Raw genomic sequence first — 13,408 nt, 5'->3', positions numbered from 1 at the left:
TCCTTGTGACCGCCCATGTGGGGGCGTCCTCCCTTCGACGTGAGGCGGCCTTTACCCAGTCCCGGGACTGCTCTCGTCGGGCCGGGCCCCGACGAGGGTGGGGCCCGGAGTGAAGGGAGGACGCACCCACCGGGTGCGTCACATCTCGATGTTACCGGGTGAACTCACTTGCTGTGACAGCTTGTTCACGTACGGTGCGCTGCGCGCTCCGCCCACACTGTCTTGCGTGGGGGTAGGCCTTGGGTCACTCCCCAGCGGTCGGCAAAGGCGTCTACGAGGGTCAGGCCGCGGCCGGCTTCGCTGTCGGGGGTGGCGTGTTGGGGGTGCGGTAGCCGGTTACCGCGCGTGTCGGTGACCTCGATGCGGAGGTTTCGCCGATCACGTAGAGCAGGAGCTGGAAGTTGCGGCCGGGGATGCGGCCGTGGGTGGCCGCGTTGTTCGCCAGTTCGGCCACGATGTGCGCCGCCGAGTCCAACGGGAGGTCCCAGGCGCGCAGTTGCTCGGTGGCGAGCAGGCGTGCGAGGCGGGCGCCGCGTGGTGTGGAGGACAGCAGGACGCTGAAGCTGCGGATGGGGCAGTCGGGTTGGGCGGTCTGTGCTGTGGCCTCGGCGAGTTTCTGATTCACGTCACTCGGCGTGGTCGGATGTGCTTACCGTGAGGAGTGACTATGCCGTTGCTTACGGTGACTGCCCGCGGGTTGTCCGGTGGTGTACGGGCTTGTCGGGGCGGTGCGTACGGGTAAGGGCGTAGCTGGTAGGAGGCGGCGTTACGGAGGAGGGGCGCGCATGTCGGTGGACGGCGAGGTACGGCGGCTCAGGACCGAGGCGGACGAGCCGGGGTGGGAGGTGGATCCGGACGACGAGTGGGGTGTAGCGGTTGTCGCCACTGTCGGGCGGCAGTTGAAGCTGCGGCGGGAAGCGGTGGGGATGCGGGCCGCCGACTTCGGTAAGGCGGTCGGGTACGGCGAGGACATGGTCTACAAGATCGAGGGTGGGAAGCGGATTCCTCGGCCTGAGTATCTGGACAGGGCGGAGGAGGTGTTGGGGGCGGGTGGGTTGCTCTCGGCGATGAAGGAGGACGTGGAGAAGGTCCGCTATCCGAAGAAGGTCAGGGATCTGGCCGACATGGAGGCGAAGGCTGTTGAGATCGGGGTCTACGTCTGCAACAGCATCAATGGGCTGCTGCAGACGCCGGATCATGCTCGTGCCGCCTTCGAGTCGCGGCAGCCTCCTTACTCGCAGGCGGAGGTGGAGCGGTTGGTGGCCGCTCGTGTGGCCCGGCAGTCGATTTTCGAACGGGACCCGGCACCTGCGCTCGGTTTCGTGCTGGAAGAGGCACTGCTGCGGCGGCCTCTCGGAGGCACAATGGTCTGGCGACGACAACTCGAACTTCTGCTGGAGTTGGGGCGGTTGCGTAACGTCACGCTTCAAGTGATGCCGACGCACATCGAGTACCACCCTGGTCTGGACGGCCGGATCGAGGTGCTGAAGTTCGCGGACGGTACGGCGACGGCACGCTCCGACGGCGCGTTCAACGGCCGGCCGGTCTCCGACCCGAGGCAGGTACGAGTCCTTGAGCTGCGGTATGGCACCATCCGAGCTCAAGCTCTCCCGCCGCGGGAGTCGCTGACCTTCATTGAGCAACTGCTGGGAGAAACATGATCCGCAAGCCCTTCGCCGGGGACGCCTCCGAACTGGCGTGGTTCAAGAGCAGCTACAGCGACGGCAACGAGGGCGACTCCTGCGTCGAGGTGGCCACCGCTCCCGGCACCATCCACGTCCGCGACTCCAAGTACCGGGACGCCAGCCCCCGCCTCGCGCTGGCGCCGGAGGCCTGGGCGGACTTCGTGGCGTACGCGTCGGGGAGCTGACTCCTCGGGAAGAGCCCGCCGTCGTCAGATCACCTCGAGCAGTCCGTTGCCGCCCACGAGTGTGCCGTTGGCCTGGGTGAGGCCGATGGAGCGGGCCGTGAACACGCGGCTGCCGGAGGCCGTCGGGCGGGAGGTGCCGCCGGGGAGGACCCAAACGCCGCCGGTGTAGTTGTTCTCGCCCGCGGCGCTGACGAACAGTTCGGGCTTGCCGTCCTTGTTCACGTCCCCGGCGGCGACCGTCGTACCGAAGAAGTCGTCGGTCTCGGCGCCGCCCGGTACGCCGGAGGTGTTCTGGGTGAAGGCGTACGAGCCGGTGCCGAGGGCGTCCGAGGCGCGGCCGGGGATCACGGTGACCATGCCCGCCCGCTGCGTGCTGCCGAGGTCCTCGTACGGCGCGCCGACCACGATGTCCGCCAGCCCGTCCCGGTTGAGGTCGGTCACGGCGAGGGCGGCGCCGAACGCGTCGCCCGTCTCGCTCCCGCCGGGCACACCCCCGGTGTTCTGCGTGATCTCCACCGGCTGCACGTCGCTCGCGATGCCGTCCGCCGATCCGTACCAGACGAGGACACGGCCGCCCTTCGTGCCGTCCCTGCCCTCGACCTTGGGCTCGTCCGGGTCACCGGCCACGAGGTCGTCGTAGCCGTCGCCGTTGATGTCGCCGGTGGCGGTGATGAGGCCGTTGCCCCGGAGCTGCTTGCCGTAGGCGAGTTCTGTGTAGATCTCGCCGCCGCTGATGTCGTGCAGGCGGACGGTGGCGACGGCCGGGTCCGGCACAGTGTCGCCGTCGAGGTCACCGAGCGCGACGGACCCGACGGAGGCGGTGTTCTGGTTCAGCTCGGCGGAACCGACGCTGCTGCTCTTGCTGAACGGGCCCTTGACGTGCACCAACGCGTCCCAGCCGGCGACGACGACCTGGGTCCTCGTCCCGCTGCCGGTGCTGAGGGCGGCCAGGTCCAGGCCGTAGCGCCGCGGGCCGTCGCTCGGCGTCGGCAGGTTGGTGACTCTCGACAGCCCGCTGCTGCTGCCCCAGAGGATCGTCACCGTGCCCGCGTCGGTGCCCTTCGTCGTGTCCTCGAAGGGTGAGGAGACCAGCAGGTCGGCATATCCGTCCCGGTTCAGGTCGGCCGTCGCGGTGGCGGTGCCGAAGCCGTCGTAGGCCTCGGCCGCGCCCGGCACCCTGGCGGTGTTCTGGGTGATCGTCTTGCGACGGCTCGCGGCAAGGCCCGACGACGAGCCGTACAGCACGACCACCGCGCCCGCCGCCTCCTTGCCGGACACGTTCGTGCCCGGTGCGGGCAGCACGGCGTCCTTGTAGCCGTCGCCGTTGAAGTCACCGGGGACCGCGCCGTGCACGGCGGCGGCCGGTACGGCGGGCAGCAACGTTCCCGCGATCAGTCCGGCGACGACGACGCCGCCGCGCCCCAACTGCCTCTCCTGCCTGCGGACATGGGTGCCCCCCTCATTTCGTTGTCAGTGCGCGCTCTATCATCCAGTGATCTTGCGGGTACGGCGGCGCAGGGCCGGGCCGAGGCGGACCAGGACCCGCTTCTCCATGCCGGTGACGCGCCGCTCCAGGGCGGCCAGCTGCTTGCGGCTGGCGGCGAGTTCCTTGGCCGTGGCGTCGAGCTGTGCGGCCGTCTTGGCCGCGCGCTGCTCGGCGGCGGCCAGCTTGCGCCGCAGCTCGTCGTTCTGCTTCTTGACGTTGGTCTCGGACACCGTGATCCGCTCGCGCAGGTGGCTGATCCGGTAGCGCATCTGCCCGTCGTCGGAGCCGTCCCAGACCCGCATCGAGGCGGGCAGGTCCAGGGCGGCGAGGCGGGCGTCGTAGGCGGCGCCGCCGTCGCCGCGCCGGTAGGTGTTCTGCAGGCCGTTGCGGGCTGTCGAACCGCGGTGGACTTCGCCCGACCTGCTTAGCGCGCGACGTACTGGGTGAGGATCGCCTGCACCTCGTAGATGTCCACGCCCTTGGTGAAGGTCTTCGTGATCGGCATCTGGGTGCCGGAGATCCAGATCTTCAGCTCGGCGTCCAGATCGAAGGTGCCGGCGGTCTCCACCGCGAAGTGGGTGATGCTGCGGTACGGAACCGAGTGGTACTCCACCTTCTTGCCGGTGATGCCCTGCTTGTCGACCAGGATCAGCCGGCGGTCGGTGAACATGATGACGTCACGCACCAGCTGGTACGCCGCCTGCACCTGCTCCCCCTGCCCGAGCAGCCGCGCGAAGTCCTGCGTGGCCTTGCCCGGGTCCACGGTGCTGGCGTTGCCGAAAAGTGCCATGGATGTGCCCCCCACATGTGGCTGGGAAATCAGTCATGTCCCAGTAAGTCACTGGCTTCACATGATCTTCGGAATGTATAGCGCCTTGGGGGTGGGTATGCCTAGGGGGTATACACATCGGGGCCCAGGGCGGCAGCGCTGCCCTGGGCCCCGAGTGCGCGAGCGGGACGACTACTCCTCGGATCCGCCGAAGCGCTCCTTGTACGTTTCCAGGTCCTCGTCCGTGAGCTTGGCGAAGAGGACCGGCGGGACGGTGAAGGGGGTGCCGGCGGGGACGGAGGTCAGGGACTTGGCCTCCTCCTTGGTGACCCAGGTCGCCGTGTCGTCCTTGAGGTCGAACGCCGAGCGCATGGCCGCCGAGGAGGTCGGGATGAAGGGCTCCGAGACCACCGCGTAGAGGTGGATGAGGTTCATCGCCGTACGGAGGGTCAGGGCGGCACCCTCCGGGTTGGTCTTGATCTCCAGCCAGGGGGCCTTCTCCTCCAGGTAGGAGTTGCCGGCCGACCACAGGGCGCGCAGCGCAGCCGCGGCCTTGCGGAACTGGATGGCCTCCATCTGCTCCTCGTACTCGGTGAGCAGGCGCGCGATCTCCTCGCCGAGCTTCGTCTCCGCCTCGCCGGGCTCCGCGCCCGCCGGGACCTCTTCGCCGAAGCGCTTCTTCGAGAAGGACAGGACGCGGTTGACGAAGTTGCCGAGGGTGTCCGCCAGGTCCTTGTTCACCGTGGCCGTGAAGTGCTCCCAGGTGAAGGACGCGTCGTCCGACTCGGGGGCGTTGGCCATCATGAAGTAGCGCCAGTAGTCGGCGGGGAGGATTTCGAGGGCGTCGTGGGTGAAGACGCCGCGCTGCTGCGAGGTGGAGAACTTGCCGCCGTAGTAGTTCAGCCAGTTGAAGGCCTTGATGACGTCGACCTTCTTCCACGGGGCGCGGGTGCCCAGCAGGGTCGCCGGGAACATCACGCTGTGGAAGGGGACGTTGTCCTTGCCCATGAACTGCGTGTAGTGGACGTTCGCGTCCGACTCCCACCACCAGGAGCGCCAGTCGCGGTTCTCCGGGTCCTGGTCCGCCCACTCCTTCGTCGCGCCGATGTACTCGATCGGGGCGTCGAACCAGACGTAGAAGACCTTGCCCTCGGCCGCGAGGTCCGGCCAGGTGTCCGCGGGGACCGGGACGCCCCAGTCGAGGTCGCGGGTGATGGCGCGGTCGTGCAGGCCCTCGGTGAGCCACTTGCGGGCGATGGAGGAGGCGAGGACGGGCCAGTTGTCGGCTCGCTCGTCGACCCAGGCCTCGACCTCGCCGGCGAGTGCCGACTGCAGGAGGAAGAGGTGCTTGGTCTCGCGGACCTCCAGGTCGCTGCTGCCGCTGATCGCGGAGCGCGGGTCGATGAGGTCGGTGGGGTCCAGGACGCGGGTGCAGTTCTCGCACTGGTCGCCGCGGGCCTTGTCGTAGCCGCAGTGGGGGCAGGTGCCGATGATGTAGCGGTCCGGGAGGAAACGGCCGTCGGCGTTCGAGTACACCTGGCGGATGGCCCGCTCCTCGATGAAGCCGTTCGCCTTCAGCTCGCGGGCGATCTCCTGGGTGATCTCGCGGTTCTGGGGGGAGGAGCTGCGGCCGAAGTAGTCGAAGGCCAGGTTGAAGCCGTCGTAGACCGCCTTCTGGGCGCCGTGCGCCTGGGCGCAGAACTCGTCGACCGGCAGGCCCTGCTCCTTGGCCGCCAGTTCCGCGGGGGTGCCGTGCTCGTCCGTGGCGCAGATGTAGAGGACGTCGTGGCCGCGCTGGCGGAGGTAGCGGGAGTACACGTCCGCCGGGAGCATGGACCCCACCATGTTGCCCAGGTGCTTGATCCCGTTGATGTACGGAAGGGCGCTGGTGATGAGGTGTCGAGCCATCGCGGGCTGCTCCCAGGTTGTTACAGGGGGTGACGATCGTCGTTTCTCTGGTCGTCTCGGAACCTTGAAATCGTAGCCGACATGGGCGGGCCGCCCGCTTCCCGTTTTACGGGGTGGGAAGCGGACGGCCGGGTTACGGGGTGGCGCTACGGGCGCCAGTTTGCGAGGACGCCCTCGTAGAGCTCCGTGTCGGTGAGTTCCTTCGGGGCCGGGCCCGCGTGGAAGAACGACGTGTTGTCGGTCTTCAGCTTGCGGAGGTAGTCGAAGGCCTTGTTGTCGTGCTCACCGAAGGCGACGAAGGAGAAGAAGACGGTCGGGTGGCTCTTCGCGGCGGCCGTGAGGGCCTGGGTCGCGGGGGTCTTGGCGTCGGGGGCGCCGTCCGTCTGGAAGATCACCAGGGCCGGGTCGCCGGTGCCGGACTTTTCGTAGTGGGTGAGGACTTCTTCCACGGCGGCGTGGTAGCTGGTACGGCCCATGCGGCCGAGGCCGGCGTGGAGGGTGTCGATCTTGTTCTCGTGGTCGGTGAGGGTGAGTTCGCCGGTGCCGTCCACTTCCGTGGAGAAGAAGACGACGTGGACCTTGGCCTCGGGGGCGAGGGCGGCGGCGAGGGCGAGGGTTTGTTCGCCGAGGGCCTGGGCGGAGCCGTCCTTGTAGTACGGGCGCATGGAGGCGGAGCGGTCGAGGACGAGGTAGATCTTGGCGGTGGTGGGGGTGAGGTTGTGGGTCTTGAGGGTGGTTGCGGCTGCGGTGTAGGCGGTGCGGAGGGTTGGGGGGACGGGCACGGCCCGGCCTTCGGCCGGGTCTTCGTTCCCACCCGCACCACCCGTGCGGCTTTCGTCGTCGGGTGCGGGTGACCCCAGTGGGGCGTCCTCGCCGCTGGCGGCAGCGGGTTCGGGGGTGGGGGCGGGCTGCTCGGCCTGCGGGCTTGACTCCGGGGTCGGGTCCGGGGCCGGTTCCGGCTGCTGGGTCGGCTCAGGCTTCTGGGTCGCCTTCGGCTCCGGCTTGGGCTCCGGTTCCTGAGCCGGTGCGGGCTCCGGGGTGGGTTCCGGTTCCTGAGCCGGTGCGGGCTCCGGGGTGGGTTCCGGTTCCTGAGCCGGTGCGGGCTCCGGGGTGGGTTCCGGTTGCTGGGCTGCTTGCGGTTCCGGGGTCGGCTCCGGAACCGGGGCTGTTTCCGGAACCGGGGCTGTTTCCGGCTCCGGCTGCTGGGTCGGCTCCGGCTGCTGGGCTGATTCCGGCTCCGGTGTGGGCTCGGGTTCCTCGGAGAGTTCCGGCTGGGGCTGGGGGTCGGCTTCGGCCTCGGTGGGCTCCTGCTCCGGCGTGGCCTCGGCCTCGGGGGCCGAGGCTGCCTCCGGCTCCGGCTCGGGCTGGGGCTCGGCGTCGGCGGCCGTGTGCGGCTTGGGGGCCGGCTCCGTCACCGGTTCCGCCGCCTCCTTTGCTGTGGGCTCCGTCACCGTGGGTTCCGTCGCCGGGGCGGGCTCTTCCTCTGCTGTGGGCTCCGTCGCCGGCGCAGGCTCCTGCTCCGCCGTCGGGTCCGGCACCGGCGCGGGCTCTTCCTCCGCCGTCGGGTCCGGCACCGGCGCGGGCTCTTCCTCCGCCGTCGGGTCCGGCACCGGCGCGGGCTCTTCCTCCGCCGTCGGGTCCGGCACCGGCGCAGGCTCCTGCTCCGCCGTCGGGTCCGGCACCGGCGCGGGCTCTTCCTCCGCCGTCGGGTCCGGCACCGGCGCAGGCTCCTGCTCCGCCGTCGGCTCCATGGCCGGGGTCGGCTCTTCCTCCGCCGTCGGCTCCATGGCCGGCGTCGGCTCCTGCTCGGGTGCCGGGTGCTCCGAGGGCTTCGGTTCCTGCGTTGGTTCACCCTTGTCCGGAAGGGGCGCTTCCGCAGGGGGTGTCGGACCCGGGACCGTGATCTTGTCGAAGGCGGCCGAGACCAGGTCGTGTTCGTGGCGGGGTTCGGGGAAGTGGGGTGTGGGGGTCGGCTCCGTGGACGGGCTGGGGAGGGTGACCGCCTCGGTCGCTGGCTGCGTGGGTACCTGTTCCGCACCCTCTGCCTCGGCGGGACGCCCCTTGCGTGACCGGCCGAATGCGTTCCGCAGGAGAGTGAGAATGCCCATATGCGCAACCCTTCGCGTGAGTTGATGCCCGTTAATTCCTGGCCAGGACGGACACGTAAGGTTAGCGGCCCCGGATGGGGATCTTGAGGAGGGGCGACGGACGGTGCCCTCCGTCGTCAAGGTCTTCATCGAGACTTTCGCGGGTTACGTCCACCCGAGCACGGCAACTTCCTTACAGATACCTCCAGTTCACCTTCCGTTCATTCGGTCGCCCCGCTCCCGCACAAACGTGCTCCTACCGTCCGTCACGCTGGATTCAAGGGGAAGCAAGGGGAGTAAAAGGTGCGCAATCTGCTGCCGATCATCAGAACGAACGACTCACACCCTGGCGGCCGGTCCGCCCTGACGTGCCGTTTCCGCTGTGGTGACGCCTGCTTCCACGAGGTGCCGAACACCACCGCCAACCCGTACGTCGGCGACGTCATCGCCGGCGCCCTCAGCCGCCGTTCCGTGATGCGTGCCGCCGCTGTCGTCACCGCGGCCGCCGCCGCGGGCACCGCGGCCACCGTCGCCGCCGCCCCGCAGGCCGAGGCCGCGACCGCCGACCGCGGGCACCGCCCGAGCAGCAAGGGCGCCCGAGGCCTGCGCTTCACGCCCGTCGCGCCGAACACCAACGACGCCGTGACCGTCCCCGACGGTTACGGCCAGAACGTCGTCATCCGCTGGGGCGAGCCCATCCTGCGCGGCGCGCCCGCCTTCGACCCGGAGAACCAGACCGCCAAGGCCCAGGCCGGTCAGTTCGGGTACAACTGCGACTTTCTCGCGCTGCTCCCCCTTCCGGGTGAGTACGGCCGCCAGATCCTCGTCGCGAACCACGAGTACACCGACGAGATCCTGATGTTCCGCGGCTACGACGCCGCCAACCCGACCCGCGAGCAGGTCGAGATCGCCTGGGCCGCGCACGGTCTGTCCGCCGTCGTGGTGGAGGGTGAGCGCAAGACCGGCAAGCTCGTCCCCGTGCCGCGGCACCCGCTGAACCGGCGGGTCACCGCCACGACGGAATTCCGGGTCACCGGTCCCGCCGCCGGTTCCGACCTCCTCAAGACCTCCGCCGACCCGACCGGCACCAAGGTGCTCGGCACCCTCAACAACTGCGCCGGCGGCACCACCCCGTGGGGCACCACGCTGCACGGCGAGGAGAACTTCAACCAGTACTTCGCCAACGGCACCCGCGCCACCGACAAGCGCTACGGCGTCACCGCCACCGGGACCGAGCGCAAGTGGGAGCGTTTCGACAAGCGCTTCGACGTCGCGCAGGAGCCGAACGAGGTGCACCGCCACGGCTACGTCGTCGAGCTCGACCCGTACGACCCCCACTCCACGCCCCGCAAGCGCACCGCGCTGGGCCGCTTCAAGCACGAGGGCGCGACCGTGCGGCTCACGGAGGACGGCCGACCGGTCGTCTACTCGGGTGACGACGAGCGCTTCGACTACTTCTACAAGTTCGTCGGCAGCAAGCGGATGAAGAAGGGGTCGGGCCGGGCCGTGCGGGAGCACAATCTCTCGCTGCTCGACGAGGGCACGCTGTACGTCGCCAAGCTGACCGGTGACTCCCCCGCGATCGAGATCGACGGCACCGGCAAGCTGCCGGGCGACGGCGAGTTCGACGGCTCCGGCGAGTGGATTCCGCTGGCCACCGCCACCACGGACGGTGCCGTCTCGCACGTCGAGGGCATGACCGCCGAAGAGGTGTTCGTCTTCACACGGCTCGCCGGTGACAAGGTCGGCGCCACCAAGATGGACCGGCCCGAGGACGTCGAGCCCAACCCGCACACCGGCAAGGTGTACGTCGCCCTCACCAACAACACCAACCGCGGCAAGACCGGCTACGCCGGCGTCGACGAGGCCAACCCGCGCAACAGCAACAAGCACGGCCAGGTCCTGGAGCTGACCGAGCGCTGGAACCGCGCCGACAGCACCGAGTTCGCCTGGAGCCTCTTCCTGGTCGCCGGCGACCCCAACGACCCGGCCACCTACTTCGCGGGCTTCCCGAAGGACCAGGTCAGCCCGATCTCCTGCCCGGACAACGTCGCCTTCGACCCGTACGGCAACCTGTGGATCTCCACCGACGGCGCCCAGCTCGGCTCGCACGACGGTCTCTTCGGTGTCGCTACGCGCGGTGAGCGGCGGGGTGAGCTGAAGCAGTTCCTGACCGTGCCGACGGGGGCCGAGACCTGCGGGCCGATCGTCCAGGACCGTCGTGTGCTTGTTGCTGTGCAGCACCCGGGGGAGGTCGACGGGGCGTCGGTGGAGAAGCCGGCGAGTGCGTGGCCGGACGGGCCGGGCAAGTTCGTTCGGCCGGCGGTTGTGGCCGTGTGGCGTAAGGACGGGTGCGACATCGGGGTCTGAGCCGGTGCGGTGGGGCGGGGATGGGTCGCGCTGCCCGGCGCTGCGGGGCGCCGCTGCGCCCACCCGTGCCGCCCTGGGGGCACCTCCCAGGCCCTTAAGGCACTGGGGGAGGCACGACTGCCCGCAGCTGAGGCTGTCAGCGCGGTGACGCGATCGCCCTCGCCGCCGCCACCTCCTGGCGCAGTGGTTCAAGGACGCTGCCCGACGGGCCCGTGAGGTCGGTGCGGACCGGTACCAGGACCTCGGCCTCGCGGACGCCCTCGGAGAGCTCGCACAGTTGCCGGGCGACCTGAGAGATCTCCGCCTCCGACGGCGGCGTGGCTCCGTGTTTGACGCGGACCCGCGCCGCCGTCGTCGCGTCCACGATGCGTTCCACGGCGACGACCAGCGGCCACCAGCCGGCGGCCCGGCGGCCGGTGGGCGGCGGTTCGGTCAGCGCGCGCTGGAATTCCGTACGGATGCCGGACAGGTCGCGGTAGAGGCGGCGGCGCATCCGGGCACGGGCCGCGGGGTCCGTGGTGTCTCCGAAGGCGGCCTCCACATAGCGGGCGGTGTCGGCCACCGCGTCGGCCAAGCGGTCGCCGACGCGGGTGTGCCAGCTCTCCGGCCAGAGCAGGTAGCCGACGACCAGCGCGATGGCGCAGCCCATGAGGGAGTCCACCAGGCGGGGCAGGAGCAGGCCCGTGCCCTCGCGGTTGAGGACGTCGGACAGGACCAGGATCACCGGGGTGATGGCGGCCGTCTGGTAGCCGTAGCCGCGCGGGGTGAGCGCCGGGATCAGCGGGGCGAGCAGGAGCAGCACCGGTACGTCCCACCAGCCCCGGGGCACCTCCGCCAGGACCGCCGCCGCGACGACCAGCCCGGCGACGGTGCCGAGCGCGCGCAGCAGTGCCCGCGAGAACACCGAGCCGAAGTCGGGCTTGAGGACGAAGGTGATGGTCAGGGCGACCCAGTAGGAGCGCGGGACCGGGACGATCGAGACGAGGGTCTGGGCGAGGCCGATGCAGAGGGCGAGGCGCAGGCCGTAGCGCCAGGAGCCGGCGGACAGCAGGACGGTGCGGGCGGCCCCGGCGGTGCGGATGCGTGCGGCTGCCGGGCGGCCCAGGCGGTCGTCGATGCCGTGGGGGTCGACGTCCGGGGCCGCGACGACGTCGGCGGCGTGCCGCAGGGCGTGGTCGACGGCGCGGCCGGTCTCGGTGGTCGGTACGGGCAGGCGGAGTTCCACGGGTGTGGTCGAGCCGGTCTCCACGGCGTCGGCGAGACGGCGTACCGCGTCCGGTACTTCCGGTGGCAGCGGGCGGCCGCTGAGGTGGACGGCGGGGGCGGCCTCGACGACCGGGGTGACGGCGTTCAACCGGGCGACCAGCCGGGTCAGTTCGGGGCTGCGGCCGTGGTGGCGGGCGCGATGGCCGAGGACCAGGTCGTACGACTCGTTGAGCGCCCGGGTGGCGTCGTGCCGTGCGTCGTCGTACGTCACCTCCGAGTCGCCGCCGCAGGCCGCGAGCAGGTCGGCGACGGCCCGGTAGGTGTCCGCGACGGCGGTGCGTTCCGGCACCCCGGAGCGCAGGGGCCAGGACAGCAGGGCGAGGAAGAGGACGAGCAGCCCGCCGCCGGCGATCAGCAGCGCCGGCAGCCACCACTCGCCCGGCATCGGCAGCCCGGCCCCGATCACGGCGTTGAGCAGCAGGAGCAGCCCGGACACGGAGGCGACCGCGCCGATCGTCGAGATCATGCCGGACACGAGGGCGACGCCGGTGACGGCGGCGACGGCGACCCAGCCGTGGCCGTACACGAGGGAGCCCAGGGTCACGCCGACGGCGCCGAAGAGCTGCGGTACGGCGATGTTGAGGATCCGCATGCGGTAGGCGTCCGCGGTGTCGCCGATGACGCCGGACAGGGCGCCGATGGAGGCGAGGGCGCCGTAGGCGGGCCGGCCGGCCGCGAGCCCGAGGGCCAGGGGCAGGGCCATCGCGACAGCGGCGCGGACCACGGCCGGCCGGTTGACGGGCGCCTGTTGCGGTTGGAGGTTCCGTACCAGCCAGTCGGGGGGTGTGAGGCCGATGGGGAACTCGCGGGGCATGGCCCATTATGGCCACGCCGGTCAGGTGTGCCCGAGCCGACGACGGTCGACGCGGGCCAGGAGCCCGGACAGCGCCGTGTTGAACTCCTCGGGGCGTTCCAGGTTGGGCATGTGGGCCGCCGAGTCGATCACGTGGAGGGCCGCGTCGGGGAGGGCCGCGTGCATGGCCCGGGCGTCGGAGACGGGCGTGTACTCGTCGTCCGCGCCGACGACGACCAGGGCCGGGACGGTGACGCGGGTCAGCAGGTCGCGGTAGTCGGGGCGCTCGGCGCGCCCGCGCAGGGCCGCGGCGGCACCCTCGGGCGGGGTGCCGGTCATCATGCGGTGGACGTGGGCCTTGACCTCGGCGGACGCGTACGGGGCGACCATCTTCTCCAGGACCTCGTCGGCGTAGCCGTGCATGCCCTCGCACAGGAGGCGGTCCGCCATGGCGTGGCGGGTGCGCCTGCCCTCGGGGGTCTCCGCCGCGGGGAAGGTGTCCGCCAGCACCAGGCCGCGGATGCGGTCCGGGCCCCACTGGCGGTAGCACTCCATCGCGATCTGGCCGCCCATCGACAGGCCGGCCAGCGCGCAGGACTCCACCTTCAGCTCGTCCAGCAGCGCCCCGATGTCCTGCGCGAACTCCGACAGGAGCGTGCTGCCCGGGGTCACCGGCGATGCGCCGTAGCCGCGCAGGTCGGGGGCGACGACCCGGCGGGCGGGGGCGAACGCCTCGATCTGCGGGGCCCACATCGTGCGGTCGAAGGGATGGCCGTGGACGAGGACAAGCGGGACCAGGGAGGAATCGGTGCCTTTGTCCTCGTATGCAAGGAAGGGTGCCATGTGCTCGACCCTAGGC

10 protein-coding genes and 1 pseudogene are annotated in these 13,408 nt (G+C 70.6%); 3 read left to right on the top strand and 8 right to left on the bottom strand.

Annotation, left to right across the window (positions count from 1 at the left end; translation table 11 throughout):
• Window positions 1-185 precede the first annotated feature (185 nt).
• Window positions 186-625 (bottom strand): annotated as a pseudogene (locus ACKTSN_RS23045) (ATP-binding protein).
• A gap of 160 nt (window positions 626-785) precedes the next feature.
• Between ACKTSN_RS23045 and ACKTSN_RS23040 the strand changes: the two are divergent.
• A complete protein-coding gene (locus tag ACKTSN_RS23040) occupies window positions 786-1,661 on the top strand; it encodes a helix-turn-helix domain-containing protein (protein ID WP_409470851.1) in 876 nt (291 codons plus the stop codon).
• Window positions 1,658-1,870, top strand: a complete 213-nt coding sequence (locus ACKTSN_RS23035) for a DUF397 domain-containing protein (RefSeq protein WP_409470850.1) — start codon at window positions 1,658-1,660, stop codon at window positions 1,868-1,870. Before ACKTSN_RS23040 ends, ACKTSN_RS23035 begins: the two co-directional genes overlap by 4 nt.
• Window positions 1,871-1,894: 24 nt before the next feature.
• On the opposite strand, the gene ACKTSN_RS23030 is transcribed toward ACKTSN_RS23035, so the two are convergent.
• From ACKTSN_RS23030 to ACKTSN_RS23010, 5 genes are all read right to left on the bottom strand, one after another.
• Window positions 1,895-3,295 carry a VCBS repeat-containing protein gene (locus tag ACKTSN_RS23030; protein ID WP_409470849.1) on the bottom strand — a complete coding sequence of 467 codons (1,401 nt, stop codon included), beginning with the start codon at window positions 3,293-3,295 and terminating at the stop codon, window positions 1,895-1,897.
• A gap of 60 nt (window positions 3,296-3,355) precedes the next feature.
• Window positions 3,356-3,658: a hypothetical protein gene (locus tag ACKTSN_RS23025; protein WP_409470848.1), complete on the bottom strand. Its 303-nt coding sequence runs from the start codon at window positions 3,656-3,658 to the stop codon at window positions 3,356-3,358.
• A 122-nt stretch (window positions 3,659-3,780) separates the two neighbouring features.
• Window positions 3,781-4,146 carry a PH domain-containing protein gene (locus tag ACKTSN_RS23020; RefSeq protein WP_409470847.1) on the bottom strand — a complete coding sequence of 122 codons (366 nt, stop codon included), beginning with the start codon at window positions 4,144-4,146 and terminating at the stop codon, window positions 3,781-3,783.
• 171 nt (window positions 4,147-4,317) lie between these two features.
• Window positions 4,318-6,033: a methionine--tRNA ligase gene (metG, locus tag ACKTSN_RS23015; RefSeq protein ID WP_409470846.1), complete on the bottom strand. Its 1,716-nt coding sequence runs from the start codon at window positions 6,031-6,033 to the stop codon at window positions 4,318-4,320.
• 146 nt (window positions 6,034-6,179) lie between these two features.
• Window positions 6,180-8,141, bottom strand: a complete 1,962-nt coding sequence (locus ACKTSN_RS23010; protein WP_409470845.1) for a VWA domain-containing protein — start codon at window positions 8,139-8,141, stop codon at window positions 6,180-6,182.
• Window positions 8,142-8,423: 282 nt separating this feature from the next.
• On the opposite strand from ACKTSN_RS23010, the gene ACKTSN_RS23005 reads away from it, so the two are divergent.
• Window positions 8,424-10,490, top strand: a complete 2,067-nt coding sequence (locus ACKTSN_RS23005; RefSeq protein WP_409470844.1) for a PhoX family protein — start codon at window positions 8,424-8,426, stop codon at window positions 10,488-10,490.
• 136 nt (window positions 10,491-10,626) lie between these two features.
• On the opposite strand, the gene ACKTSN_RS23000 is transcribed toward ACKTSN_RS23005, so the two are convergent.
• Window positions 10,627-12,570 carry an FUSC family protein gene (locus ACKTSN_RS23000; protein ID WP_409470843.1) on the bottom strand — a complete coding sequence of 648 codons (1,944 nt, stop codon included), beginning with the start codon at window positions 12,568-12,570 and terminating at the stop codon, window positions 10,627-10,629.
• A gap of 21 nt (window positions 12,571-12,591) precedes the next feature.
• Entirely contained in the window at window positions 12,592-13,392 is an 801-nt protein-coding gene (locus tag ACKTSN_RS22995) for an alpha/beta fold hydrolase (protein WP_409470842.1), read from the bottom strand.
• Between the last annotated feature and the right edge of the window lie 16 nt (window positions 13,393-13,408).

It is taken from the genome of Streptomyces flavusporus (genome assembly GCF_046267975.1).
GTDB classification, from domain to species: domain Bacteria; phylum Actinomycetota; class Actinomycetes; order Streptomycetales; family Streptomycetaceae; genus Streptomyces; species Streptomyces flavusporus.
This window is presented reverse-complemented; position numbering and strand designations above follow the sequence as displayed.

Excerpts from the sequence above, each read along its gene's own strand:
- ACKTSN_RS23000 (WP_409470843.1), bottom strand. The coding sequence starts at position 12,570 with ATGCCCCGCGAGTTCCCCATCGGCCTCACACCCCCCGACTGGCTGGTA.
- ACKTSN_RS23010 (WP_409470845.1), bottom strand. The coding sequence starts at position 8,141 with ATGGGCATTCTCACTCTCCTGCGGAACGCATTCGGCCGGTCACGCAAG.
- ACKTSN_RS23020 (WP_409470847.1), bottom strand. The coding sequence starts at position 4,146 with ATGGCACTTTTCGGCAACGCCAGCACCGTGGACCCGGGCAAGGCCACG.
- ACKTSN_RS22995 (WP_409470842.1), bottom strand. The coding sequence starts at position 13,392 with ATGGCACCCTTCCTTGCATACGAGGACAAAGGCACCGATTCCTCCCTG.
- ACKTSN_RS23040 (WP_409470851.1), top strand. The coding sequence starts at position 786 with ATGTCGGTGGACGGCGAGGTACGGCGGCTCAGGACCGAGGCGGACGAG.
- metG (WP_409470846.1), bottom strand. The coding sequence starts at position 6,033 with ATGGCTCGACACCTCATCACCAGCGCCCTTCCGTACATCAACGGGATC.
- ACKTSN_RS23035 (WP_409470850.1), top strand. The coding sequence starts at position 1,658 with ATGATCCGCAAGCCCTTCGCCGGGGACGCCTCCGAACTGGCGTGGTTC.
- ACKTSN_RS23025 (WP_409470848.1), bottom strand. The coding sequence starts at position 3,658 with ATGCGGGTCTGGGACGGCTCCGACGACGGGCAGATGCGCTACCGGATC.